The 25,636-nt window shown below is 60.1% G+C and carries 20 protein-coding genes; 15 read left to right on the forward strand and 5 right to left on the reverse strand.

Annotated elements, in window-relative coordinates; all coding sequences use genetic code 11:
* From tssK to ACP7BX_RS27760, 5 genes are read left to right on the forward strand one after another with little or no spacing between them, the layout of a single operon-like run.
* The gene (gene tssK, locus ACP7BX_RS27740; protein WP_426131993.1) at positions 1-1,329 is read left to right on the forward strand and encodes a type VI secretion system baseplate subunit TssK; all 1,329 of its coding nucleotides are present in this window, start codon (positions 1-3) and stop codon (positions 1,327-1,329) included.
* 5 nt (positions 1,330-1,334) lie between these two features.
* The gene (icmH, locus tag ACP7BX_RS27745; RefSeq protein ID WP_426131994.1) at positions 1,335-2,198 is read left to right on the forward strand and encodes a type IVB secretion system protein IcmH/DotU; all 864 of its coding nucleotides are present in this window, start codon (positions 1,335-1,337) and stop codon (positions 2,196-2,198) included.
* 15 nt (positions 2,199-2,213) lie between these two features.
* Positions 2,214-5,564, forward strand: a complete 3,351-nt coding sequence (tssM, locus tag ACP7BX_RS27750) for a type VI secretion system membrane subunit TssM (protein ID WP_426131995.1) — start codon at positions 2,214-2,216, stop codon at positions 5,562-5,564.
* On the forward strand, positions 5,531-6,274 hold the full coding sequence (locus tag ACP7BX_RS27755; protein ID WP_426131996.1) for a PP2C family protein-serine/threonine phosphatase: 744 nt from the start codon (positions 5,531-5,533) through the stop codon (positions 6,272-6,274). The genes tssM and ACP7BX_RS27755 overlap by 34 nt, the downstream gene beginning before the upstream one ends.
* Complete coding sequence (locus ACP7BX_RS27760; protein ID WP_426131997.1) at positions 6,271-7,116, forward strand: serine/threonine-protein kinase; 846 nt, start codon at positions 6,271-6,273, stop codon at positions 7,114-7,116. The genes ACP7BX_RS27755 and ACP7BX_RS27760 overlap by 4 nt, the downstream gene beginning before the upstream one ends.
* Positions 7,117-7,120: 4 nt before the next feature.
* On the opposite strand, the gene ACP7BX_RS27765 is transcribed toward ACP7BX_RS27760, so the two are convergent.
* Complete coding sequence (locus ACP7BX_RS27765) at positions 7,121-7,450, reverse strand: DUF6388 family protein (RefSeq protein ID WP_033902371.1); 330 nt, start codon at positions 7,448-7,450, stop codon at positions 7,121-7,123.
* 13 nt (positions 7,451-7,463) lie between these two features.
* Entirely contained in the window at positions 7,464-7,730 is a 267-nt protein-coding gene (locus ACP7BX_RS27770; protein ID WP_314533295.1) for a hypothetical protein, read from the reverse strand.
* Positions 7,731-8,026: 296 nt separating this feature from the next.
* On the opposite strand from ACP7BX_RS27770, the gene ACP7BX_RS27775 reads away from it, so the two are divergent.
* On the forward strand, positions 8,027-10,102 hold the full coding sequence (locus ACP7BX_RS27775; protein WP_314533292.1) for an EAL domain-containing protein: 2,076 nt from the start codon (positions 8,027-8,029) through the stop codon (positions 10,100-10,102).
* Here the strand turns inward: ACP7BX_RS27775 and ACP7BX_RS27780 are convergent.
* Genes ACP7BX_RS27780 through ACP7BX_RS27790 form a run of 3 tightly spaced genes read right to left on the reverse strand, consistent with a single transcriptional unit; the run spans position 10,099 to position 13,373 of the window.
* Positions 10,099-10,932, reverse strand: a complete 834-nt coding sequence (locus ACP7BX_RS27780; protein ID WP_314533289.1) for a metal-dependent hydrolase — start codon at positions 10,930-10,932, stop codon at positions 10,099-10,101. The two genes, ACP7BX_RS27775 and ACP7BX_RS27780, sit on opposite strands and share 4 nt — an antisense overlap.
* A 15-nt stretch (positions 10,933-10,947) precedes the next feature.
* Positions 10,948-11,838, reverse strand: coding sequence for an SDR family NAD(P)-dependent oxidoreductase (locus ACP7BX_RS27785; RefSeq protein WP_061437282.1), 891 nt, complete (start codon positions 11,836-11,838; stop codon positions 10,948-10,950).
* Positions 11,835-13,373, reverse strand: a complete 1,539-nt coding sequence (locus tag ACP7BX_RS27790; RefSeq protein ID WP_426131998.1) for a flavin-containing monooxygenase — start codon at positions 13,371-13,373, stop codon at positions 11,835-11,837. Before ACP7BX_RS27790 ends, ACP7BX_RS27785 begins: the two co-directional genes overlap by 4 nt.
* Positions 13,374-13,577: 204 nt before the next feature.
* Between ACP7BX_RS27790 and ACP7BX_RS27795 the strand changes: the two genes are divergently transcribed.
* The 9 genes from ACP7BX_RS27795 (at position 13,578) to ACP7BX_RS27835 (ending at position 25,635) form a co-directional block, all read left to right on the forward strand.
* Positions 13,578-14,639 carry an alpha/beta fold hydrolase gene (locus ACP7BX_RS27795; RefSeq protein WP_426131999.1) on the forward strand — a complete coding sequence of 354 codons (1,062 nt, stop codon included), beginning with the start codon at positions 13,578-13,580 and terminating at the stop codon, positions 14,637-14,639.
* A gap of 294 nt (positions 14,640-14,933) precedes the next feature.
* Positions 14,934-16,214 carry an alkane 1-monooxygenase gene (locus tag ACP7BX_RS27800; RefSeq protein ID WP_426132000.1) on the forward strand — a complete coding sequence of 427 codons (1,281 nt, stop codon included), beginning with the start codon at positions 14,934-14,936 and terminating at the stop codon, positions 16,212-16,214.
* A 131-nt stretch (positions 16,215-16,345) separates the two neighbouring features.
* Positions 16,346-16,840 carry an alkane oxidation protein activator PraA gene (gene praA, locus ACP7BX_RS27805; protein ID WP_426132001.1) on the forward strand — a complete coding sequence of 165 codons (495 nt, stop codon included), beginning with the start codon at positions 16,346-16,348 and terminating at the stop codon, positions 16,838-16,840.
* A 132-nt stretch (positions 16,841-16,972) separates the two neighbouring features.
* Positions 16,973-17,482, forward strand: coding sequence for an alkane oxidation protein activator PraB (praB, locus tag ACP7BX_RS27810; RefSeq protein WP_426132002.1), 510 nt, complete (start codon positions 16,973-16,975; stop codon positions 17,480-17,482).
* 122 nt (positions 17,483-17,604) lie between these two features.
* Entirely contained in the window at positions 17,605-19,050 is a 1,446-nt protein-coding gene (locus tag ACP7BX_RS27815) for an outer membrane protein transport protein (RefSeq protein WP_314533274.1), read from the forward strand.
* A 435-nt stretch (positions 19,051-19,485) separates the two neighbouring features.
* Positions 19,486-19,980, forward strand: coding sequence for an alkane oxidation protein activator PraB (gene praB, locus ACP7BX_RS27820; RefSeq protein WP_314533271.1), 495 nt, complete (start codon positions 19,486-19,488; stop codon positions 19,978-19,980).
* 162 nt (positions 19,981-20,142) lie between these two features.
* The gene (locus ACP7BX_RS27825) at positions 20,143-21,537 is read left to right on the forward strand and encodes an outer membrane protein transport protein (RefSeq protein ID WP_426132008.1); all 1,395 of its coding nucleotides are present in this window, start codon (positions 20,143-20,145) and stop codon (positions 21,535-21,537) included.
* A gap of 199 nt (positions 21,538-21,736) precedes the next feature.
* Positions 21,737-24,262: an acyl-CoA dehydrogenase gene (locus ACP7BX_RS27830; protein ID WP_426132003.1), complete on the forward strand. Its 2,526-nt coding sequence runs from the start codon at positions 21,737-21,739 to the stop codon at positions 24,260-24,262.
* A 29-nt stretch (positions 24,263-24,291) separates the two neighbouring features.
* On the forward strand, positions 24,292-25,635 hold the full coding sequence (locus ACP7BX_RS27835; RefSeq protein ID WP_426132004.1) for a 3-oxoacyl-ACP reductase: 1,344 nt from the start codon (positions 24,292-24,294) through the stop codon (positions 25,633-25,635).
* The last annotated feature ends 1 nt before the right edge of the window (position 25,636 follow it).

Consider the following 25,636-nt stretch of genomic DNA (forward strand, 5'->3'; position numbering starts at 1 on the left):
ATGCACGTCCATAACGTGATCTGGCAAGAGGGCATGTTGCTGCGGCCCCAGCACTTGCAGCATAACGACCGCTACTACCATCGACAGCTCAACCGTACCCGCCTGCTGAACAGTGACGCCTGGGGTTTCCTGACCTTGGAAGTCGATGTGCAGTACCTCAATCTGGGCAAGGTCGTGGTCAACCGGGCCAGCGGTGTCTTGCCGGATGGCAGCTTGTTCGAGCTGAGTGGCGCGATGGAGCCTTTGGTGTTGCAGGTGCCTGCCAATGCAGGCAGACAAGCTGTGTACCTGGCGCTGCCGCTGGCAACAGAGAATCAGGTTGAAGTGCGCAGGCAGGAGCAAGGCGATGTCCTGGCTCGCTACGTCGCCTGTGAAACGGAGATAGGGGACTCCAATGCCGGCGTCGACGCTCGTTGCCAGATCCACTGTGCACGCCCGGACTTGCGCCTGATGCTGGGGGAAGGGCCCAGCGATCCGTTCTACGTGAGACTCCAGGTCGCCCAGGTGCAGGATTCGACCCAGGAGGGGGGCGTAAAACTGGAGGCGGATTTTGTACCGACGTTCATCTATCTCCAAGGTTCGGGGTATGTGTCTTCATGCCTCAAGGAGGTGATCAGTCTGCTGGCAGCGCGTGGCGATGCGATCGCATCACGCATCCAGGGCAGTGGCGCCTCGGCTGGGGCACAGGTTGGCGACTTTTTGATGCTGCAACTGATCAACCGTGCTGAGTTGATATTGCGTCATTACCAGGGGCAAACCCAGGTGCGGCCGGAGTTGTTGTATCGGGCGTTGTTGGCGATTCTCGGGGAGCTGTCGACGTTCGCCTGCGACAACAAACGTGCGCAATTGGCGGTGCAGTACCAACACGGCGACCAGGGGGCGAGCTTTCGCGGGCTGATGGAGGGTCTTCGCACCGTCTTGTCGTCGGTGCTGGAGCAACATGCCATTGAGCTGACGTTGCAACAGCGACAGTACGGAGTGCTGGTCTGCCCGGTCAGCGATCTCAAATTGCTCGGCACTGCGACATTCATTTTAGCGGCTAGCGCCCAGTGTGATACGGAGGAGCTGCGTCATCGTCTGCCGGCGCATCTCAAGATCGGCCCTGTGGAACGTATCCGCGAGCTGGTGAACCTGCATCTCGCAGGTATCAAGGTCAAGCCGTTGCCGGTAGCACCTCGACAGATTCCGTATCACGCCGGCAAGACCTATTTCATGCTCGAACTCAGTCCACGTGACATCGCGCAGTTGGAGCAGTCGGGTGGTTTCGCCTTCCACGCCAGTGGCGAGTTCGCCGAGCTGGAACTCCACTTCTGGGCTATCAGGAACTGAACAGCATGACGATGGACAGTGAATACCCGCAGGATGAAAAAACCATATTGCTTGATCGTGAAGGGTTCGGTCCGGCACAGGGCCCCGTCACGGACTTTCCAACGCCGCCACGCTTCGAGCAGTTGGAAGACCGCATGATCTACACCGCCCATCTGCAGGGGGCGCAAAGCTTCAAGATGGGCTCCAACAGTCTGTTGGCCGCCGCCTGGGAACTCCTATCACAGGTTGCCCTGCTCAAGGCCAGCCCCGGTCGGGAAAGCCTGCAGACGCTCAATGACCAGCTTTCATCGGGTGTCACCGCGTTTGAGGCCCATGCCTTGCATTTGGGCGTAGAGAACAGTCAGGTGATCTCGGCGCGTTATGTGTTGTGCAGTGTCATTGATGAGGCCGTCGTGACCACGCCGTGGGGCAGTAGCAGCGATTGGTCGAAGAGAAGCCTGTTGAGCCGATTTCACAACGAGACCTTCGGAGGGGAAAAGTTTTTCCAGTTGCTGGAGCGTTTGTCCCGCGACCCCTTCAAGCATCTGGCCATGCTGGAACTCATGTACTTGTGCTTGTCGTTGGGCTTCGAAGGCAAGTACCGCGTCATGGAGCGGGGAAGGGCGCAACTTGAAGCGCTTCACGACGCTGTGTACCGCCAGATCAGGCATGTGCGCGGGGACCGTTTGCCGGTCTCCATTTCGCCAGAGGCGGGGAGAGCATCCCGGTCACGGATACGTATTGCCTCCGGCACTGGGGTCGCCATCTGCGTGCTGGTCTGTTTGCTGGTGATGTACTCAGGATTTGCCTGGGTACTGGGCCAGGAACGCAAGACGACGCTGCAACCTCTTCAATCCTGGGTGCCAGGTTTGTTTCGGACGCACTCATAACGCCGGGAGCAATGGATGAACGCATTTTTCAAGGGCGTGGGGACGGTGCTGCGCAAAATTTGGCTGTGGAGCTTGTTGCTGGTGTTGTCCAGTGCACTGCTGATTTGGTTTTTCGGGCCTTTGCTGGCGGTGGATGACTACCGTTTCTGGCAGAGCCCGACATCCCGGTTACTGACCATCAGCGGGTTGCTGCTGTTGTGGGGGCTGTCGATGGTCGTGGTGGGTACTCGCCGTACCGCTCGTTTGAATCAACACGAGCACCACGAGCAACATCAGCGTCAGGCATTGATCAACGACGAAACAAAGCAGGTGCAGGGGCGCTTCAAGGAGGCCCTGCACACGCTGAAAAGCTCCCGACACTATGGTGACCGCAGCGAGCGCTGGCGGAACGAGTTGCCCTGGTACCTGTTGATTGGCGAGCAAGGCAGTGGCAAGACCAGCCTGTTGGCTGCCAACGGCGTGCAGTCTCTGTCCGGGCGACCAGAAACCGTGCTCCCAGGCACTACGCCTGACTGTGACTGGTATTTTGCCGAAGAGGCCGTGATGGTCGAGACGGCCGGCCGCTACTTGGGCCAGCCAGACCCCTCGGTTGATGCTGCGGGATGGATGACACTCCTGGGTATGCTCAAGTCGCGACGCCGGGCGCGGCCACTCAATGGCGTGGTGGTCACGTTGTCTGTCGATACACTTTCAAGCAGCAATGAGCACGACCTGGAGCGCCATGCGCGTCATGTACGTAGTCGCTTGCAGGACATCCAGCAGACATTGCATGCGGATGTTCCGGTCTATCTGGTGTTGACCCAGGCTGATCGGTTGGCCGGGTTTGCCGAGTTCTTCGACGCGCAGCAGGGCGATGGCGCAGAAGTCGTCTTGGGTGGGCACCTGGTGACAGGTACCGCCGGCACAGACATCGCTCAGGTCAGAGAGGCGTTCGAGAGCCTTTTGCAGCGTCTGGGCGCGGAGCTGATCCCGCGCTTGCATCAGGAGCGAAATATCGCGCGTCGACGCCGGATACTGGACTTTCCTCGGCAGGTTGCACACATCGGTGATCGCCTGTGCCTGTTTATCGAGACTGGATTTTCCGCCTATCGCTACCCACACATCAATGGTTTGCGAGGGTTCTACCTGACCTGTGCGAAGACGGTCGATGTACGGCCTCATTTTGTCCAAGGCTTGTTCAAGCGCGTGATTTTTGCCGAAGCCGATCTTGCCGGACTGCGTAGTCCTGAGCGGCAGCGCATACATCGGCGTCATGGGCTGATGGCGCTGGCTGCTTCAGTGGTCATCGGCACGGCGGGGGCGTTGTGGACGCACAGTTACACCTTCAACCATCAGCGGTTGGTGCAACTACTGGGATTGATCAACACCCAACCCTCTATTCAACAAGGAGACGACGAGAGCCTCGCACTGTTGACGCTGCTGGACAGTCGCCTGGCTGCAACGCATGTGTTTCCATCGTTGGCCGAAGCACGTTGGATTGATCGGGCTGGCTTGTATCAGGGAGAGGTGAGTTATCCGCTGCTGGCCAGCGCCTATGACCAAGCCTTGCAGCAGCATTTACTGCCGTACGTGACCAGGCTGCTCGAAGGACGAGTACGAGGCAGCCTGGGTGACCGCGGGCAATTGCTGGACAGCCTGCGTGCCTACCTGATGTTTAGTTTGCGTGAGCGGCGTGATGTGGGGTGGCTGGCAGAGCACTTGGCGGGTCAGTGGCGTGGGGATACTTCGACACATAAGCGTCTGAATGAGCACTTTATGCGGCTCCTTGAGCGACCATTCCTGGTGCCATTGAATGAAGAGCTGGTCGCCCAGGCTCGCTTGGTGTTGCGCGGTGAGTCGCTTACGGAAGTGGTCTACCGGGCGCTGCGGGAACAAGCGCGGAGCCTGGAGCCTTACCGTCTGGCCGAAGGCCCGGCGTTTTCCAGTTCAGGGCCCCCTATACCGGGGTTCTACACCCAAAAATACCTGCAGGTTTTCGAAACACAGGGCGCTCAATGGGTCAATGCCATCGCCCAGGACAATTGGGTACTCGGGGAAAGCTCCGACCTCAGCGTCACGGAACTACGCCGGTTGATGCTGGCGCTGGAGCAACGCTATTTCAGTGAATACGCCGATGCCTGGAGTGACGCCCTGGGTCGGGTCAGGCTGCAGGACAGTGGCAGCCTGCGACAAGGCGCGGAGCAACTTGCGGGCCTCACATCAGCCCAGTCGGCCTTGGTGCAGTTGCTGCAGCAAGTGCGCGAAAACACGCGGTTAGTGCCGATTCCCGATCGGTTTGAGGCGGTGAGCTCGCACGTTGGCGAACTGGGCGCTGCGACTTCCAAGGTTCTGGCCAGAACACCACTGCCCGATACGGCCCGGCGTGCATTGCAACGCCGCTTCGAACCCTTGCACCAGTTGCTCGACGAAGAGCAGAACCCAGGCGGCGAGTTGACACAGGCATTGCGATTGCTTGATGAGCTGCAGTTGCAATTGCTGGCGCTGAACCGGGATAGCTCGCCGGAGCAGGCCGCGTTCAAAATGGCCAGGCAGCGGATGGATGGGCAGCAGCCGCTGTTGGGCAACCTGCGTGATACGGCGGCCCGCTTCCCGCAGCCGCTCAAAGGTTGGTTCGAGGGTATTGCCGACCAAACTTGGCGCCACCTGCTTGATGATGCGTATGGGTACGTGAATCAGCGTTATCAAAGCGAGGTCTACGGCCTCTATGCGAAAGCCATCCAACGCCGATACCCGTTCGATGCCCACACCGGCAGCGACGTCGCCCTGGGCGATTTTCAGGCGTTCTTCAAGCCACGGGGCGCGCTGGCGCGCTTTTATGAGGGGTACCTGCGGCCATTTGTCAGTGTCGAGGGCGACCGTTATCGCATGCGGGCCCTGGAGGGGCGCAGCCTGCCAATGTCGCGTTCGGTGCTGGACCAACTAACCCGGGCCCAGACCATTCGCCAGGGGTTTTTCACCGAGGACCAGGGTGATTGGGCCGTGCGGTTCACATTGGCGCCCTACAGTCTGGACCAGGCCGTCAGCCGGGCGACATTGCGCGTCGGCGATCAGCAATTGGAATACCGTCACGGCCCGATCGTGCCAATGGCATTCCGCTGGCCGATCGAAGCCGAGAATGGTCGCAGCAGCCTGGTGCTGGAGCGCGCTGCACAGCGGCCGTTGGGGATCGAGAAGGACAGTGGCGCCTGGTCGTTGTTCCGGTTTTTCGACCTGATGCAAAGCGAGTCTGCCAGCGGCCGGGATGCGCAGATTCTCAAGGCTGACCTGGCAGGCCTGCGGGCCAATTACCTGCTCACCAGCCAACGCAACCCTAGCCCGTTCCAGATGGCGACATGGCGCACGTTCCGCCTGCCGGAACAATTGTGAGTGGGCCGCACGCATGGCGCAGTGCCGGGCGCACGGCACAAGGCAAAAGCCGTGCGCGCAATGAAGATGCTCTCCTCGATTGCCCACAACGGGGTTGTTGGGCGGTCGCTGATGGCATGGGCGGTCATCAGGCCGGGAATGTCGCCAGCCAGTGGGTGGTCAACAGCCTTGCCGCACTGTCAGGCAAGGGCGGCTTTGACCAACGGATCGAGGCCGTCCGCCTTTGCCTGCGTGGCCTCGACAGTCAGTTGCAACCCGTCGATGGCGGGGCGGGCATCATGGGCAGTACGGTGGTTGTGTTGTTGCTCGAACCCAACCGTGCGGCCTGTATCTGGGCCGGGGACAGTCGATGCTATCTCTGGCGGGGTCAGCGGCTGTATCAACTGTCACGCGACCACTCCTTGCAGCAGCAACTGATCGACCGCCAGCAGTTGAGTCCAGAACTGGCCCAGGCTCACCCAGGCAGCAGGGCCTTGACCCGAGCGGTCGGAGGCCGGCAGCCGCTGAAGCTGGAAGTACTGGAGTTGCGCACCCAACCCGGGGACGTGTTTTTGTTATGCAGCGATGGCTTGTACCAGGGGCTCAGTCATAGGGAGTTGGGGCGTGCCATGAGCGCCGGTACGCCACGGCAGGTCGTGGACCGGCTGTTCCACGACGTATTGCGCGGCGCGGCACGCGATGACCTTACCGCCGTGGTGATCCAGCCATGAACGCGACGGTAGGCCCACCGAATCTGCTTGCGGGGCGTTATCAGCTTGAACGCATCCTGGGTACTGGGGGGATGGGCGTGGTCTATCGCGCCCGGGACCTGCTGCATGAAGCATTTGGCGAGCCAGACTGCCGCGTAGCGCTGAAGTTGCTGGGCGAGGGCCTGTCCGCGTCGGCTGACGCTCATGTGCTTCTCTACAGTGAATTCGCCCTGACCCGAAGCCTGCAACATGATCACGTGGTGCGGGCATTTTCTTTTGAGGTGGACACGGTGCACCAGGTGGCATTTTTTACCATGGAAGTCATGCCCGGCCTGACGCTGGACCGCATGCTCCCGGAGTGTCCGCAGGGATTGCCCTGGCAAGAGCTGCAGCCCATGGCCCTGCAACTGCTGGATGCACTGGCCTACACCCATCGGCAAGGTGTCCTGCATGGCGATGTGAAACCGGCGAATATCATGGTGAGCGAGCAGGGCGTGCGCCTGTTTGATTTTGGCTTGGGTCACGCCGAGGCCCAGGTCAGGTCAGGATTACCGGGTTTGAGCCGAAGCCGCCTGAATGCCTGGACCCCTGCGTACGCGGCGCCGGAATTGATGGCCGGAGGGTTGCCGTCCGCCAGCTCCGACCTGTATGGCGCTGCCTGTGTGCTCTATGAGCTGGCAGAGGGCCGGCGGCCAGGCGAGCGCCAATGTCATCAGCGACTGCCTCGGCCCAGGCAATTGCCCAGGCAGTACTGGCCTTCGTTACGTTCAGCATTGGCCGCGGACCCCGAGCAGCGCACCGTAGGCGTCGCCGAGCTGCGTGAAGGCTTGGCAAATCGACGGCGCCTATGGTTCGTGGGGTGATGGGTCAACCGGCCAAATCATGCAACTGGCGGTATTCGTCCCAGCTCAGGCCGGCCATCTGTGCCACTTCCTTATGCACTTCAAGACGTTGGGCTTCAAAGTCTTCGGGGGATTCGGCGGTGAGTTTAAGGGTCAACTCCCAGGCAAACAGGCCCTGGCGTTCGGCCTCTGCTTCGAAGGCCTCATGCAGCCGTTCGGCGCGATAGTGCGCCAGGGTTTCGCCCTTGGCTTGAGCCGCCAGCGGGTTCAGGGTGTTGAGTTCCACGGCTACATCGGGGTGTTCGTTGAGAAACCTGTCCAGTGCCAGTTGGTGGTTATCGCCGGGTGGTGACAAAGGCTTGCTCCAATCAATGGCCGGGTTTTGGACGCTGGCCGGCGCTAAGGCGGCGGGCGCGTTTGCGTAGTCGGCGGTCGGTCCAGGCGCGTATAGGGGTGAGTAAAAAGAATAAAAGATAGGCGATCAACACCAGGGTCAGGTCCAGGGAACCATCGTTGGTGGATCCCGTCATTCGTTCGATCACGCCCTTGCTGATCAACAGCAGCGTAACCCCGAATACCCAGAGCAGTATGTTGAAAAACAGCGGGCGTACATTCATTGACAGCTTGTCTTGCATATCGAGCTTCTCTCCTTGGTGCCCGCTTCCCTCGCAGGCGGCCTTCCATGAATACGGCGAACCTATTGCGCATTACAGGTGCCAATAATACTCATTGAAGCAGATTCGGCGATTGGCCCAGGTCAGAAAATTCAATTATTTTGAAAATCCAGGGGTTTGCCTGACATCCATTACGGAAAAAACACTTGGATGAACGGCAAAAGGCTTTCGCTCACCGTGCCAGGCCGTGTAGCGTTAGCCCCGTGTTTCCGGCCCTGCCTTCCAGGGACAGTGGGCGATGGGCAGAGGGATGGGTCATGGCGCAAACGCTGTTCAAGCTTTTCTTCACCCAACGTCTGGCCGCCTTGGCCAGCACGGAGTCTCTTCGAGCGATCCGCGAAGGTTTGTTGTGGATCCTGCCGTGCCTGTTGGTGTCTGCCGGCTTCCTGATCCTGTCTGAATGTGCGCGAGTGCTGGGTTTCGATCCGCAAGTGGTGACATTCCTGGCCGGCTTGCACAATCAAATCAGTTCTGTGATCCCGCTGTTGGTGGCGGCGTCCATCGGTTACATGCTGGCAATCCAGCATCGTTTGCCGCAACTGCCGGTGGCGTTCCTGTGCCTGGCCCATGTGGTGGTGGCGACGTTTATCCTGCGCGAGTATCCGCGCGCTTCGGCCACTTTCGTGCTGTTTATCGCGATTGCTTCGCCGCTGTTGAATGTGCCGGCGATTGCCTGGCTGCACCGTTACCGCTGGACTCGCTTGGTCAACGAAGACTTGGTAGGCCACAACCTGCGGGGCACGATCAATATGGTGGTGCCGGGCGCCATCACCGCTCTGGGGTTGGTGGTGGTGCTGTCCTTGCTGTTGCAGGTGCCGTATGTGGCGCAACTGCAGGGACCCCAAGTACTCGATGCCCTGCAATCGCCCTACGGTAGCGGGCTGTTCGTGACCCTGATGAATTCGTTGCTGTGGTTTTTCGGTATTCATGGCGTGTACGCCATGCAACCGCTGTTCGATGTGCTGGACCAGGCGGTGGTGCTGAACAGTACGGCGCTGGCAGCGGGCGAGCCGATCAAATATGTGTTGAACAGCGGGCTGCTCGGCAGCTTTGCGTTTATCGGCGGCTCCGGCGGTGCGTTGTGCCTGTTGCTGGCGATCCTGCTGTTTTCCAAAAGCCAGTCCATGCGCTTGTTGGCGGTGGCGAGCCTGCCGCTGTCACTGTTCAACGTCAGCGAAGTGCTGTTGTTCGGTTTGCCCATCATCCTCAACCCGCGCTTGTTCATCCCGTTTCTGATCGTACCCGCATTGAATGCCATGGTGGCGTTGACGGTGGTGCAGATGGGCTGGGTGTCGCCTGCGGTGGTCAGCGTTCCATTCACAGCGCCTGTTCTACTCAATGCCTACTTGAGCACGCACGGCGACCTCGCGGCAGTGGCGCTGCAACTGACGCTGCTGGGCCTGGGCACTTTGGTGTATGCGCCCTATGTGCGCGCGATTCATCGCCAGGCAACCGAGGGGGGCACGGTCTATCTCAAGTCTCTGGACATGACTTTCCGGGGTCTTGAAGAAAAGGGCCGGCTGCGTGAACTGGACCCGGTGCTCGCGTCCCACAAGACCCTGGCGCGCCAGGCCAATGAATTGAGCCGAATCCAACAAATCAGTGACTACGAGTTCTACCTCGAATTCCAGCCGCAGGTCTCGACCCGTACCGGCTTGTGCACGGGCTGTGAAGCACTGATGCGCGCCCGCGATGCCCAGGGCAAGGTGCATTCGCCGTGGGAGTTCCTGCAATGGCTGGCCCAGGCGCGGTTGATGCCGGATGTGGATGTGTGGGTAGCGTCCCAGGCGGTCCGCCAATACCAGAAGTGGCAGAAACTCGGCTTTGCCTTACCGATGACCATCAATATATCCAGCGCGACCCTGACCGACGCCGCCTATGGCGAGCGCCTTGTGGAAATCCTGGCCCAGGCCCACGGGCAGGTCTCGGTGGAAATCACCGAAGACGCACTGGTCAGCGACATCCAGGTCACGCGCCAGACCATCCAGAAGCTGCAAGCCATTGGCGCCAAGGTCTATATCGATGACTTCGGCACCGGGTTTTCGGCCTTGAGTTACCTGCATCAGTTTCCGGTGGATTTCATCAAGATCGACCGCAGTTTCGTGGTGGCCCAGCACGATCCCAAGGGCGCCCAGGTCATGACCGGCATGTTGCGCTTCTGTGAGGCGCTGAACCTGGGCGTGGTGGTGGAAGGCGTGGAGACTGCCGAGCAGTTGGCCTTCCTCAACACCGGCGCCGAATTGATCATCCAGGGCTGGTATTACAGCAAGGCACTGCCGGGCGATCAGTTGGAAGGCTTTGTGCGTGAGCGCGCCGCCTTGGCGCAAGCCTAATAGCCGCGTTGGGTCTGCTCGATGTCCTCGACCAGGTCGTCAATCCCGGCCAGGCGCGCACGGTTGTCATGATCCCAGGGGTGAAAGCCGGGTTTGAAGTAATGCAGCCACGGCACCAGCATCCGTGGGAAAACGCCCTTGGGCCCATACAGAAATTTCAGCATGCGCCAGAAGCCTTTCAGGTGTCCGCCGCACTTGCGGTCGGCGATCAGCAGGCGCAGGTGGAAATCGAACACCACCAGCCAGAAAAACACCGTGGTGGTGAGCATGGTCCCGGTGCGCAGCAAATAGCGCTTGGGGCCGGGCTTGATCACCGTGTTCCAGACATCAAAGGCCACCGCCTTATGTTCGGTTTCCTCCAGCGCGTGCCAGTACCACATCTGTTGGTAGCCCTTGAGTGACTCGCCGAAGCGGGAAGGGTCACTCAGCAGGATCTCGGCCAGCATCGCGGTGTAGTGTTCAAGGGCAATGGTCACGGCCAGGTTGAAGGACGCCGGCAGATGTTTTTTCTGCAGGTCCAAGATGAATTTCAGCCGGCGGTCCAGGGTATGCGCGGGCAAGCCGGCGGCTTGCAGCAAGTCGTTGTAGGCCACATGTTCGCGGCTGTGCATCGCCTCCTGGCCAATAAAACCCTGGATCTCTTTCTTCAGCGCTGGGTCGTCGATGCGTTGGCGGTAGTGGCGCACGCTGTCCATGAAAAACAGCTCGCCCTGAGGGAACAGCAGCGACAGGGCATTGAAGAAATGCGTGATGAACGGACCCTGTTCATGCCAGTCCTTGATGCGCTCGGCGGGCAGGGCGAAACGGATGTCACGGCGGATCGGCAACATGGTGCGTGCTCCTGTTCAGAGGCGGGGCTCGTCATTGGGTTCAAGTACCGGCGTGCGGGGTTTTGGCGCCATGCGTTTGCTGGCAAACACCACCAGGGCTTGATAGGCCGCTGGCAGGCAGCGGGCGAGCAGGTCGAGGCAATACGCGTCGCGGCCGATCAGCACACGGCGCTTGTTTTTGCGTACACCGTGCAGGATCACTTTGGCGGCTTGGTCGGCGTCGGTGATGAACAGCTTTTCGAAGTCGGCGCGGGCTTGCTGTTCGCTGTGGATCAGGAACCCCGTCATGTTCGCGTCGATACGGCTGCTGCGACAGATATCGGTGCGAATACCGCCAGGGTGCACGCAAGTGGCCGATACACCGCAGCGTTGCAGGTCCAGCTCCTGGCGCAGGGATTCGGTAAAGCCGCGCACGGCAAACTTGGTGGCGTTGTAGCCGCTCATGCCCGGTTGGGCAAACAAGCCGAACACGCTGGAGGTGTTGACGATATGGCCATCGCCTGCGGCTTTGAGGTACGGCAGAAACGCCTTGGTGCCGTAGACCACGCCCCAGAAGTTGATACCGACGATCCATTCCAGGTCGGCGTAGTCCACGCCCTCCACGGTGCTCGACAGGGCCACCCCGGCATTGTTGAACACCAGATTGACCTGGCCGTGATCGGCCGCGCAGCGTGCAGCCCAGTCCTCCATGGCCTGGCGATCGGACACATCCAGTACCTGGGTGGTGATCAGCACAGGCGCCAGGGTCGAGGTTTTGATCAGCGCCGACGTCTGTTCCAGCCCCTGGCTGTTTTTATCCGCCAGTGCCAGGTGGCAACCTTCCCGTGCCAAGGCTAATGCCAACGCGCGACCCATGCCCGACGCCGCGCCGGTAATGGCCGCCACGCGGCCGTTGAATGACTTCATGACAGGCTCCCTTCGGCAGCGGAATGGGCAGCGGGCACAGGACGGTCGGGCGCATTGATCGGCACCAGGCTGGCCACGTAGTCCTTGAGCGCAAACTGGCGTGTGACCTGCTTGAAGCGCCAGGTCGAGCCCGGCCACAAGGTAGTGTTCTTGCCGGTGCGAGGGTCGAGATACCAGCTCTGGCAACCGCCGGTATTCCAGATGGTGCGCTTGAGTTTGTCTTGCAACTGTTGGTTGAAGGCGCTTTCCACGCTGGGTTTGACGTCCACACTGGCGATGCGATGCCGCTGCATTTGCTTGAGTGCATCGAGGATGTAAGTGACCTGGGCTTCGATCATCAGGATCATCGAGTTATGCCCCAGGCCGGTGTTGGGGCCGACGATCAGGAACAGGTTGGGATAGCCGGGCACCGTGGTGCCCTTGTAGGCATGGGCGCCGTCTTGCCAGGTGTCCATCAGGTCGACGCCGCCGCGCCCGATAATGCAGTCGCGGGGCAGGGGGTCGGTGGCCTGGAAGCCGGTGCCGAAGATCAGGCAGTCGGCCGGGTGCTTGATACCGTCGGCGGTGATCACCCCGTCAGCTTCGATCCGCAGCACGTTGTCGGTGACCACCTCGACGTTACTGCGCGACAGCGCGGGGTAGTAGTCATTGGAGATCAGCACGCGCTTGCAGCCGATGGTGTAGCTCGGGGTCAGGGTCTTGCGCAGGGAAGGGCGCGCCACTTGTTTGTGCAGGTGGCGCAGGGCGATTTTCTGCACCATTTTCATCAGCCGTGGGTGCAGGGCAAAGCCGACCACGCGGCCTTCCAGCGCCCAATAAAAAGCGCCACGTACCAGGCGTTGGGTGAAGGGCAGATGCTTAAACAACCAGCGTTCGAAAGGCGAGATCGCCCGGTCGGGCTTGGGCATGATCCAGGGTGGAGTGCGTTGGAACAGGTCCAGATGAGCCACTTGCGGCGCAATCTGCGGCACAAACTGAATGGCGCTGGCTCCGGTGCCGATCACTGCCACGCGCTTGCCCTTCAAGGAATAGTCGTGGTCCCACTGCTGTGAGTGGAAGCGCTTGCCCTTGAAACTGTCGAGCCCCGGGATATCCGGCAGCGCCGGGCGCGACAGGCCGCCCATGCCCGAGACCAGCACCCGCGCACTGACCTGGCGACCATCGCTGAAGCGCAATTGCCAGCGCTGGTGTTGCTCATCGAAGACCGCCCGCTCAAGGCCCATGCTGAAACGCAAGTAGGGCGCCAGCCCGAAACGCGTGGCGCATTGCTCCAGGTAAGCGCGGATCTCCGCTTGCGGCGCGAACTGGCGAGTCCAGTCCGGGTTGGGCGCGAAGGAAAACGAATACACGTGGGACTGCACATCGCAGGCGCAGCCGGGGTAGTGGTTGTCACGCCAGGTGCCGCCGAGAGTATCGGCCTGCTCGGCGATAAAGAAGTCGGTGAACCCGGCCTCCTTGAGCTTGATCGCCATGCACAGGCCGGCAAAGCCGGAGCCGATGATGGCGATGTCGATGGCGTCGCGCTGGGCATTCATAAGCATTCCTTCATGGGCATCGGGTGTGCTCCTTTTCTTGTTGTGTCTTTTAGATAGAACACCATTGCAAAGAAAAATTGAATTACTTATTTTAAAAAAGATTTTAAATAATCTACCTGAAAATATCGCCTACGCTAGTCCCAGGTTCCTCATGTGCGACTTGTCCGACGGACAGGCACGACGTTCAGGTCCAGGGTGTGGACGATGGCTGAGGCCTTGATCAATTCCGGTCAGGTCGCCAGCCGCAGGGATGCAGAGGACCGAGCTATGGCTGTTGAATGGGTTATCGCTGCGGCTGTATTGATAGGCGCAAGCGCCGTTTTGTGGGGATTCAGCGCGTGGATGACGCGACGTATTGAAGCCGCCGTTCCGAACAACGGGCGCTTTGTGGAGGTGAATGGCGAGCGCTTTCATTATTACGAAGAGGGCAAGGGCCCACCGTTGGTGATGATTCACGGGCTGATGGGCAGTAGTCGCAACCTGACGTATGCCTTGTCCGGACAATTGCGTGACCAGTTCCGTGTCATCACGCTCGACCGCCCTGGATCGGGTTATTCCACACGCCACAAAGGCACCGCTGCGGACCTGCCGGCCCAGGCGCGGCAAGTGGCGGCGTTTATCGAGACGCTGGGCCTGGATAAACCTATGGTGCTGGGGCATTCCCTGGGCGGTGCGATTTCCCTGGCGCTGGCCCTCGACCATCCCCACGCAGTGTCGGGGTTGGTGTTGGTGGCGCCACTGACCCATCCACAACCGACTTTGCCCGTGGTGTTTTGGTCACTGGCGGTGCGACCGGCCTGGCTGCGGCGCTGGGTGTCTCACACCCTCACGGTGCCGATTGGCCTGTTGACGCGCCGTGCGGTGGTCAAAGGGGTGTTCGCACCGGACAGTGCCCCTGACGATTTCGCCACCCGTGGCGGGGGGCTGCTGGGCATGCGCCCCGATAACTTCTATGCCGCGTCCAGTGAGATCGCCTTGGTCAACAACGACCTGCCGGGCATGGTCACGCGTTACCCGCAACTGACGCTGCCCATCAGCCTGATCTATGGCGCGCAGGACAAGGTCCTGGACTTTCGCAAGCACGGCCAGGCCCTGGCCGACAAGGTTCCGGGCCTGAAACTGCAGGTGGTGGAGGGGCGCGGGCACATGCTGCCGATCACCGCCACCGCGCGGGTGGTGGAGGCGGTGCACCACCTGGCCAAGCGTGCGCGGCCGGCGCAAAGCGCTGCAATCCTGCATCCGCCGTTTGCGTTGGCAGGCAAATAATCGTGGCACTCACTGCGGGTTGTACCGTCCGAAATGCTTGCCCTAGAGACCTGACCCAGCGGCTGAAAAAGAGACTGTCCGGTCACGTAGAAAAGGCCTCGAAAAAGTAGTTGACGACCTAACGATTCCGCGCTATTTCTTTAAAAAAATATTTCAATGTTTATTTTGAAATGATTTTTGAAATGCCTAAGAGCGAATAAAAATGAAAAAAACGTCTTTTATCGCATGGTTGATTTCCTGGAGCATTCAACGCTCCCTGAACCTGTTTTGCACTGCCCAGCAACGGTGGCTGCCATGAACCAGACACTGGCAGCGCCTAGCGTATGGACCGACGGCAAGCGCCACCTGTGGTGGTTGGGCATCATGCCCTTGGCCACGCCTTTGTTGTCCGGCGCCCTGGCCATCACCACCGGTATCCAGCAACTCTGGTGGGTCGGCGTATTGGTGATCTTCGGCCTGATCCCGCTGATCGATGGTTTGCTCGGTGAAGACGTGAGCAACCCGCCCGAATCCGCCGTCAGCCACCTTGAATCGCAAAGCTACTACCGCTGGATCGTCTACACCGGCGTACTGTTTGTCATCTCGTCGGTGGTGATCACCGGTTGGCTGGCTGCCGGGGGTATCGACTGGATCATCCAGGGCGGGCTGTTGCAGGCTGCCGCGAACCTGGAACCGTCGAGTTGGCTGTCCCATGCGGCCAGCTACCTCACCGCACGCACCCAGCTGCATGGCGAAGTGAGCTGGTTCACTTACCTGGGCATGGCCATGTCGACCGGCGCCGCCACTGGCATCGCGATCAACACCGCCCATGAACTGGGCCACAAACCCAATGCACTGGAAGTGTTCTTGGCCAAAGTCACCTTGGCCCCGACCTTCTACGGTCACTTCTACACCGAACACAACCGTGGTCACCACGTCCGTGTCGCCACGCCGGAAGATCCCGCCAGTTCGCGCCTGGGCGAGAGCTTCTGGGCCTTTCTGCCGCGCTCGGTGTGGTTCAGTGCCCGCTCGGCGTGGAACCTGGAGCGCGAACGCCTGCGCAAGCTCGGCCTGCCGGCCTGGCATTGGCAGAACGGCGTGCTCAGTGCCTGGATGTACAGCGTGGTGCTGTGGGGCGCGATGATCGCCTGGCTGGGAGCGGCAGTGATTCCGTTCCTGATTATCCAAGGCATCTACGGGTTTTCGCTGCTGGAAGTCGTGAACTATGTAGAACACTACGGGCTTAAACGTCAGAAGTTGCCCAATGGTCGTTATGAACGTTGTTCGCCACGGCATTCATGGAACAGCAATCGGATTGTGACCAATATCTTCCTGTTTCAATTGCAACGGCACTCCGATCACCATGCCAACCCCACTCGTAGTTATCAGTCGTTGCGTCATTTTGATGAATCGCCGCAACTTCCTTATGGTTACGCCAGCATGATTGTCTGGGCCTACGTGCCTTACTTATGGCGGCGGCGCATGGACCATCGGGTACTGAATCATTATGCGGGAGATATAACGCTGACCAATCTTCAGCCCTCACAACGGTTGAAGTACCTGGAGAAGTACAGCAACAGCGCCAAGCCTTTTTAAGTTCAAGCTATACCGTGTGCGTACTCGGGGCCTGCGTGCCGCGCAGGTCTCTATCACCCGCAAGTTTGCAAATGGATAGCCAGAAAGTTGTTTGACCCTAACAAAAATAATTAAAGGGAAGGACGTACACCATGCAAGCACCTGCCAAGTTCACCACCCATATCGTATTGGCTGCGCTGGGCCTTATTGTCTATCACCAGGCCCAGGCAGCGCGCATCGAACCCGCCGGCAGTGCATTCACCGCCCAAGGCCCCATCAGCTTTTCCAAAGGCGCACTGATCAGTGCCGATTGCACCATCAAGGTCGCCGGCAAAGTGTCGGCGGATGGCTCATCGGTGAATGTCGACAAAGTCGAATTCGACGGCGGCCTCAAGTGCAGCCGGGTCGAAGCCATCAACCTGCCTTGGGTACTGGTTGCCAAAGATACCAAGAGTGGCTCCATGTCGAAGATCAGCGTGGATGTCCACGCATTTGGCCTGGGCGGCAAATGCGGTCCTTCTACCGCCGAAGGCACCTGGGATAACGCCACTGGCAAGTTGGAGGCCGCGAATGTACCAATTGGCGAAGACTGCACGATCAAGACGGTATCCATCAAGATGCCACCTAACTTTAAGGTTGTTGAGTAACCACCTGATTTTATTGCGGTAATTGAATTGAGATTTGGCTGGAAAGGGAAGTTCTGCAGTTTCACCGTGACCTCTCGATCATGGCCATTACCCCTGGCGAAATGACTTCGCCATAACATGTGAGGAAAAACAATGAAAAGCTTGAAAACCCTCGTGTCGTTGACTGCTTTGACTGTTTGCATGGGTGCTGCTTCCATGGTGAATGCCGCTACCATTTCTCCTGCTGGCGCGGGTTTCACTACGCCCGCAGGTGCTATCACTGTTACATCGCCTGCGTCGTTCGGGGCGCCCGTGGCTTGCACCATCGTCTTTACCGGCAGCGTGGCTGCGAGTGGTGCCAACGCTTCGATCACCGGTGCCACTGTGAGCGGCTCCAACCCACTTTGCGGTGTGCCAGTGTTGCTGGGTTTGCCATGGACCTTGACCGCCTCCACCGCCACCGGGCCTGACACCTTTGCAGGCACTGTATCGGGCGTGAACTTCAAGATCGTCAGCAACTGCGCAAGCGCTCCCGCCACCATCAATGTGGTCTACAACAACAGCACCCACACCATCACTGTTCCATCGGCACAAACCGTCGGCAGTTGCAAAATCACTGCGCTGACCGCGACGCCAACCCCAACGCTCACTGTCAACCCTTGATAGGCGTGCGCTTGACGTGATGATCACACGTTGAAACGCAAGTGCCCTGCAAAGGGCACTTGTTAAGGCAAGCCAAGGCGGTGATTCCGGCTGTGGTGGATAAAAATAATAAGGAGTGGAGCATGAATAATAAGAAACAACAGGCCCAGGCGTTACTTGGCCTGGCGTTGTTGAGCGGGTTTATGGTCGCAGCCGGGCCCGTTCAGGCTGGCGGGTACTCGACTCCTACATTTGGCGCGCAAGGCTGGGGCCGTGCGTTTGGCGGTGGTTCACTGTTCAAGAATGACCCTTCTTCAGCCTACAACAACCCGGCCGCCATGGCGTTCATTGACCAGACCATCGCGCAGCAGAACGTTATCTATGCGCGTATCAATATCAAGTTCAAGGGAAATGCCTATGACTACAAAGGGGACCCGACGTCCACCGGGGTCATGGACGAATTCGGCGGTGTGACCTCCACGCCGCGTGAAGGCAATGGGGGTGAAGCCGGCTTTACGGCTTGGGTGCCCACTGGCTTCTTGGTGATACCTATCAACGATCGCTTCAGTTTTGGCTTGAGTCAGGTCGTCCCGCAGGGCATGAAATCCACTTGGGATGAGGATTGGAAAGGCCGTGACTTCGCCGTTGACACCAAAATTGAAACCGTAGGTTTGACCGGCTCGCTGTCGTTCAAGGTCAATGACCAGTTTTCTATTGGTGCAGGTGCCATTGTTCAGCACAGCACAGGGTTCGTGAGCCAGAACGTCGACCTGTATGCGGCGGCGGCGGTCTCGCCGGGGCTGGGTGGTCTCGGCATCCCGTTCCCATCGGGGGTAGGGCAGTCGCTGATGCGGGTCAAGGTCGATAACACCTCGGTGGGCTGGTTCGCCGGCCTGGCCTGGAAACCCACTGAGAAAGACACGCTGGGTTTCAACTACCACGCCAAGATCAAGAACAAAATGGAAGGCAAATACAACATCTATGCTGATCCAGGCAGCAGGCTGCTGATGACCGATGCCGGAGGGGATGGCTTGACGCTGGTCGAGCGTGCTTACCCCGGCCTCAAACTGTTTCCGGACGGCGCGAACGCATCCACTCAGTTGGACATCCCGGCCACCGCCGCCATCGACTGGGTGCATGTGTTCAACGACCGATTCAGCCTCGGCGCCAGTGTGCTGTGGACCCAATGGTCGTCATTCAAGGCGCTGACCCTGAAGTCCGATGGCAATACCATCGTGTCGATTCCCTACAAGTACAGGGACGTCATGATGTATTCCCTGGGGGGCGACTATAAGCTTACCGATGACTTCACCCTGCGCGCCGGTGTTGCCTATGACCAGACTCCCACCCGCAATTCCACGCGTGACCCACGTATCCCCGACGGCGATCGTTACTTCGCTTCTCTCGGCTTTGGCTACGATATCAAGGCCATACCCGGCTTGAGTATCGACGGTGCCTACTCTCGGCAGTTTGTCGAGCAGGTGAAGCTCAAAACCGTCAACGTCGACCGCCTGGGCGCTGCGCGCCTGGATGGTAAAGTCGACAGCAAAGGTGAGGTTGTCAGCCTGTCGGCCACTTACAAGTTCTAATGCATGCGGTAGTGGAGCAGCCAGTCAGCGCATCTTTCTGCTGTTTCACGCGTTTACCGCATCGACGGGTCGCCTGTGCGACCCGTTTCGATTTTTACTGAAGCACCTTCAACCTCCCGCTTCATCATCCCTCGCAAGTACTCACGACCCCGCCTGGTTCCGTCATTATTTCCTAATAAATCGATGTTTTCACTCGCTCGGATTAGTCCTATTCCGGCGCCTGCTTAGTTGCAGGAAAGTTGTTCTACCCGAACAAAAAATAATTTGAAGGGATGAACGCTAACTATGCAATTTCCTACAAGGTTCCCCGCTCATCGGTATCGGTCATTGATGTGAAGTTTGGCCGGATCGAGGAGTTCTGCTGTTTCACCTCAACTCCTCAGTCATGGTCATTGTCCCTGGCGACTAACTCGCCTTTCTACGTGAGGAATAACAATGATGAACTTTAAAACTGTCGTATCGTTGTCTGCCTTGGCTGTTCTGATGGGGGCCGCCTCCATGGCCAATGCCTACAGCATCACCCCTGTAAACACCAACTTCACCGCACCCGGCACGATCTCGGTGAAATCGCCATCCTCCTATCAGGCCGCGGTCAATTGCGGGGCGACCTTCACCGGTAATGTCGATGCCGCTGGCGTTGCCAAAATCACGGACGTTGCCATCACAGGTGGTGGGCTTTGCAGCCTGCCCAAGATCACCGGCTTGCCATGGACGTTGACGGCCACCGGTGCTACCGCAGGTTCGGTGACCAACGTCGGATACACCATCGCGGGTTCGATTCTGTACCCCGTCTCCAATTGTGGTGCTTCCACCATCACCGCCAACTACAGCGGTGGCGTGTTGACGGCTACCAATCAATCCCTGGCAGGCAACTGCACCGTGGTGAGCCTGAGCGTCAAGCCAACGCCAGCGTTCACTGTTGTTCCTTGAGGATGGCGTGAATACAAGGGGCTGAGCGCCCGTTAAAAGGCAGGCGCCTCCCATGAGGCGCCTGTTGCGGCTGGCTGATTGAGAGCGCAGTAGAGGTGCCGTGTGAATTTCAATAAACGACAGATAGACGTACTGCTGGGCCTGGCGTTGATAGGCGGATGGATGGTGTCCGCACCTGTGCAGGCCGGTGGTTTCTCCACCCCGACTTATGGCGCCCCCGGTTGGGGCAGGTCCTTCGCGGGCGGCTCACTGTTCAAGAACGATCCGAGTTCGGCGTATAACAACCCGGCCGCCATGGCCTTCATCGACCGTAACGTTGCGCAGTTCACGGTCGATTACGCGCGCATCAAGATCAAGTACAAAGGCGACGCCTATGATTACGCAGGCAAGCCGATTTCCAGCACGCCGCTGGACGACAGCGGCTTTCCTGATTCCACAGCGACGACCGCGAACCACAATGACGGTGGCCAAGGGGGCTTCTCCGCCTGGCTGCCCACAGGCTTCATGGTGATGCCGTTGGGCGACCGGTTTGCCTTCGGCCTGAGTCAGGTCGTGCCCCAGGGCATGCGTTCCACCTGGGACCAGGATTCGAAACTGCGTGGGTTTGCAGTGGACACCAAAATCGAAACCGTGGGTTTGACCGGCGCCTTGTCGTTCAAGGTCAACGAACAGTTTTCCGTCGGCGGTGGGGTGATCGTCCAGCACAGCAAGGGGTTCGTCAGCCAGAACATCGACTTGTTGTCGGCGGCGGCGGTATCGGACTCTGAACTGGGCGGCATTGCTTTCCCGTCGGACGTTGGCGGCGCGCTGATGCGGGTCAAGGTCGACAATGTGTCAGCCGGCTGGTTTACCGGTGTGGTGTGGAAACCCACGGCAAAAGACACGCTGGGGTTGAACTACCACGCCAGGATCAAGAACAAGATGACCGGCAAGTACAACATCCATGCCGATAAGTTTTCCTACAACCTCATGACCCAACCAAGCCCCTTCGGTGGCAGCGGTACGCTGGTGGGCACGGCCTATCCGGGGCTTGAGCTGTTTCCGGACGGTGCCCATGCCAGCACCCGGCTGGATATCCCTGCTACCGCAGGCCTGGACTGGGTGCACCAGTTCAATGATCGGTTCACCCTGGGCGCGAGTGTGGTCTGGACGCAGTGGTCCTCGTTCAAGGACCTGACACTCAAGTCGGGGGACATCACCATCGTGTCTATTCCCTACAACTACAGGGACACCTGGATGTACTCCCTCGGTGGCGACTTCCGTGCGACCGATGAGCTGACCTTGCGTGCAGGTGTGGCCATTGACCAGACGCCAACCCGCAATTCCACCCGTGACCCGCGCATCCCGGATGGTGATCGCACCTTTGTGTCCCTCGGTGCCGGGTACGACGTGAAGACAATTAAGGGCCTGACCCTCGACGTTGCCTATTCCCACCAGTTCGTTCAGACGGTGAAGTTGAAGACCCAGAACGTCGACCGGCTGGGGGCCGCGAGCCTCGATGGCAAGGTGAATGCGTCCGGTGATGTCGTCAGCCTGTCGGCCACCTATACGTTCTGATGTTTCAAGGCTGTATTCCCCTTTGGTGACGGATTGACCAGGCGGCTCGCTCAGCCGCCATTTTTTTGTCCAGGCATTAAATAATAATTTCAAAACAAAATTTGAATATAGTTTTCGAATTTTGTAGTGTGGCGTTACGCCGCATGTCATCCGACCTGGCGCACGTAGGCCGTACCCTGAATCGAGTCGAGGTATCTCCATGGTTATCTGGTTACTGGTGGGTTTCGCAGCAGCGATCGCCCTGGCATATCGACAAACTGTCGCCACCCTGTGGTTGGCCGCAGGCCTGATCTGGCTGGCAGCGGGTTACCTGTTCAACGTCGTGGCCGGTTTCGGCGCCACAGTCGCGGCGATACTGGTGGTGGCGCCCGCGTTGCTGATGACCATCAAACCCCTGCGCCGCACCTTGCTGACCAGCAGGGCTTTGGGCCTGTTTCGTACGATCATGCCGGCGATGTCTGACACCGAACGCGCCGCCATAGAGTCCGGCACCGTGTGGTGGGACGCCGAGTTGTTCAGTGGCAAGCCCAATTGGCAGCGCCTGCTGCAAGCCGCACCGGCCAGCCTGAGCGCCGAAGAACAAGCCTTCCTCGACAACGAAGTCGAAACCCTGTGCGACATCGCCAACGACTGGGAAACCACCCAGGTCTGGCAGGACATGTCGCCCGAAGGCTGGCAGTACACCAAGGACGCCGGGTTCCTCGGCATGATCATTCCCAAGCAATACGGCGGCAAAGGCTTCTCCCACTACGCGCACTCGCAGGTGGTGATGAAGCTGTCGACGCGCTGCTCGGCGGCCGCCATTTCGGTGATGGTGCCCAACTCCCTCGGCCCGGCCGAACTGTTGTTGCATTACGGCACCGATGCCCAGCGCAACTACTATCTGCCGCGTCTGGCGCGGGGTGAAGACATCCCATGCTTTGCCCTGACCAGCCCGTATGCCGGCTCCGATGCCGGGGCGATTCCCGACCTGGGCATCGTCTGCAAAGGCACCCATGAAGGCGAGGAAGTGCTGGGCTTTCGCGTGACCTGGGACAAGCGCTACATCACCCTCGGCCCGATTGCCACGGTGCTCGGCCTGGCGTTCCGCGCAGAAGACCCGGACGGGTTGCTCGGCGCTCCGGGTTCACTCGGTATCACCTGCGCACTGATCCCAACCTCCCATCCCGGCGTCAACAGCGGCCGCCGGCATTGGCCGCTGAACGCCGTCTTCCAGAACGGTCCTACCACCGGCAAGGATGTGTTTATTCCGCTGGAGTGGGTGATCGGCGGCCGCGAGCAAGTCGGCAACGGCTGGCGCATGTTGATGGAATGCCTGGCCGCCGGCCGTGCGATTTCTCTGCCGTCGGCCAACGTTGGCCTGGGCAAGGTGGCGGTGCGCGGCACCACCGCCTATGCCGCGATGCGCAAACAGTTCGGCCTGCCCATCGGCAAATTCGAAGGCGTGCAGGCGCCCTTGGCGCGCATGGCCGGACACTTGTATGCCTGTGATGCGGTGCGCAAGGTGTCGGTGGCGTCCCTGGACGCGGGTGAGAAACCCTCGGTGATCTCGGCGATTGCCAAGTACCACGTCACCGAGCGCGCGCGGATCATCGTCAATGACGGCATGGACATCGTTGCCGGCAAGGGCATCTGCATGGGCCCCAACAACTTCCTGGCCCGTGCCTACCAGCAAAGCCCCATCGCCATCACCGTGGAAGGCGCGAACATCATGACGCGCTGCCTGATCATCTTTGGCCAGGGTCTGATCCGTTGCCATCCCTACGTGTTCCGCGAAATGGAAGCGGCGCGTAACCCGGACCGACGTAAAGCGCTGGAAGCCTTCGACAGTGCCATGTTCGGTCATGTGAGCTTTGTGCTGGCCAATACCGTCCGAGCGGCGGTGCATTCCCTGACAGGCGGGCGGCTGATTTCCGTTCCGGCCAAGACCGACCCGGCGCTGGCGTCCTACTACCGCCAGGCTAATCGTCTGTCAGTGGTGCTCGCGCTGATTTCGGACATTTCTATGGGTGTGCTGGGCGGTGCCCTCAAGCGCAAGGAAAGCATCACCGGGCGCCTGGGCGATATTCTGTCGCAGCTGTACATCCTGTCCTGCGTACTCAAGCGGTTTGAGGACGACGGCCGGCCCCAGGCGGATCTGCCGTTGGTGCACTGGGCGGCGCAGGATGCATTGCAGCGGGCCCACGAAGCGCTGGCGGAAGTGCTCGATAACTACCCCTCGAAACCTGCTGCGGCGGTGCTACGTGGCCTGACCTTCCCGTTCGGGATCCCACTGCGCAAACCGTCGGACCGTCTGCTGGCCCAAGTGGCCGACGTGGTGCAGACACCGGGCGAAACCCGCGACCGCTTGTTGGCCAATTCCTACATTCCCCGTCCGGAAATCGACAAGTTGGCCTACGGCGAGCTGGGTTTCCGCCTGCTGCCCCAAGTCGAGCTGATCGACGCCCGGCTCAAGCCCGCCGTGAAGCAGGGCCTGATCGAGCCGATGCCGATCTCCGCCACGGCCTTCACCGCCTGGCGCGTCAAGGCGCGGGCGCTGGACTTGATCAGCGATGACGAAGACACCTTGCTCGGCCGCTACGTGGAATACGCCGACCACGGCATCCAGGTGGACGACTTCCCGCAGGACTTCGGCTTGCTGGAGGCGTTGCAGCAGCGCAAGCAAGCGCTGGAGCCGACGGCGAAACGTCGCACCAGCCAAAGCGAAAACGCCTCGGTCAATTAGCCAACACCGTGTTGTGAGTGAATCTATCAATGAGTGACAGCTACCTTTCCTTCGTCAATTCCCCTTGGGGCCGTCGCCTGGCTCAGGCCATCGGCTTGCCGCAGCCCCTGCCACTGCAACGCCACCGCAGCGGCCAGCAGGGCTTGGTCAACCCGGTGATCATCGCCGGGGCAGGGCGCCTGGCCGCCGAGGTACAGCGGATTTTCGCGGCCACTGATACCGTTGCCGCCACCCCGGCGACGCTCAAGGCGCCGTCCACGGTGAAAGTGCAGGGCGCCGTGTTTGACGCCAGCGCCGTGGCCGACCTGCAACAGTTGGACGAGCTGTATGTGTTCTTCCACGCCAACGCCAAGCGCCTTGGCCACCATGGCCGCGTCGTGGTGCTCGGCACTGCGCCGGAGCATTGCCAGGATTTGCCCCAGGCCATTGCCCAGCGTGCCCTCGAAGGCTTGGTGCGCTCGCTGGCCAAGGAGCTGCGCCGGGCGATCACCGTGCAGTTGATCTACGTGGCGCCGGGTGCCGAAGACGCACTGGACAGCAGCTTGCGTTTCTTCCTGTCGCGCCGTTCGGCCTATGTGTCGGGGCAAGTGGTGCGCCTGGAGAAACCGGTGGACGGCCACGTCACGGTCAATTGGGACAAACCCTTCGCTGGCCGTCGCGCCTTGGTCACCGGCGCCTCCCGTGGCATCGGCCTGGCGATTGCCCAGGTATTGGCGCGGGACGGCGCCCATGTGGTGTGCGTGGATGTGCCCCAGGCCCAGACGGCGTTGCAACAGGCGGCGGACAGCGTCGGCGGTTCGGCGCTGCCCCTGGACATCACCGCGCCGGACGCGCCCGCACTGCTGCAAGCCCACGTCAGCCAATACGGCGCCTTTGACGTGGTGGTACACAACGCCGGCATCACCCGCGACAAGACCATCGCCAAAATGACCGAGGCCGCCTGGCGCAGCGTGCTGGCGGTGAACCTCGAAGCGCCGTTGCTACTGAGCAATGCCTTATTGGACAGCCAAGGCCTGAATCCCGGAGGGCGAATTGTCTGTGTCTCGTCGATTTCCGGTATCGCCGGCAACCTCGGACAAAGCAATTACGCCACCTCCAAGGCTGGTGTGATCGGCCTGGTGCAGGGCCTGGCACCGCGTGCGGCGGCGCAGCAAGTGACGGTGAATGCGGTGGCGCCGGGGTTCATCGAAACCCAGATGACCGCCAAGATCCCGCTGATGATCCGTGAAGCCGGGCGGCGCATGAATTCGCTGTCCCAGGGCGGGCAGCCGATCGACGTGGCCGAAACTATCGCCTGGCTGGCGCATCCGGCGTCCGGCGGGGTCAACGGCCAAGTCGTACGGGTGTGTGGCCAAAGCCTGCTGGGAGCCTGAG

Origin of the sequence: Pseudomonas sp. DWP3-1-3b3, assembly GCF_049896305.1 — a bacterium.
Taxonomy (GTDB): domain Bacteria; phylum Pseudomonadota; class Gammaproteobacteria; order Pseudomonadales; family Pseudomonadaceae; genus Aquipseudomonas; species Aquipseudomonas azotoformans_A.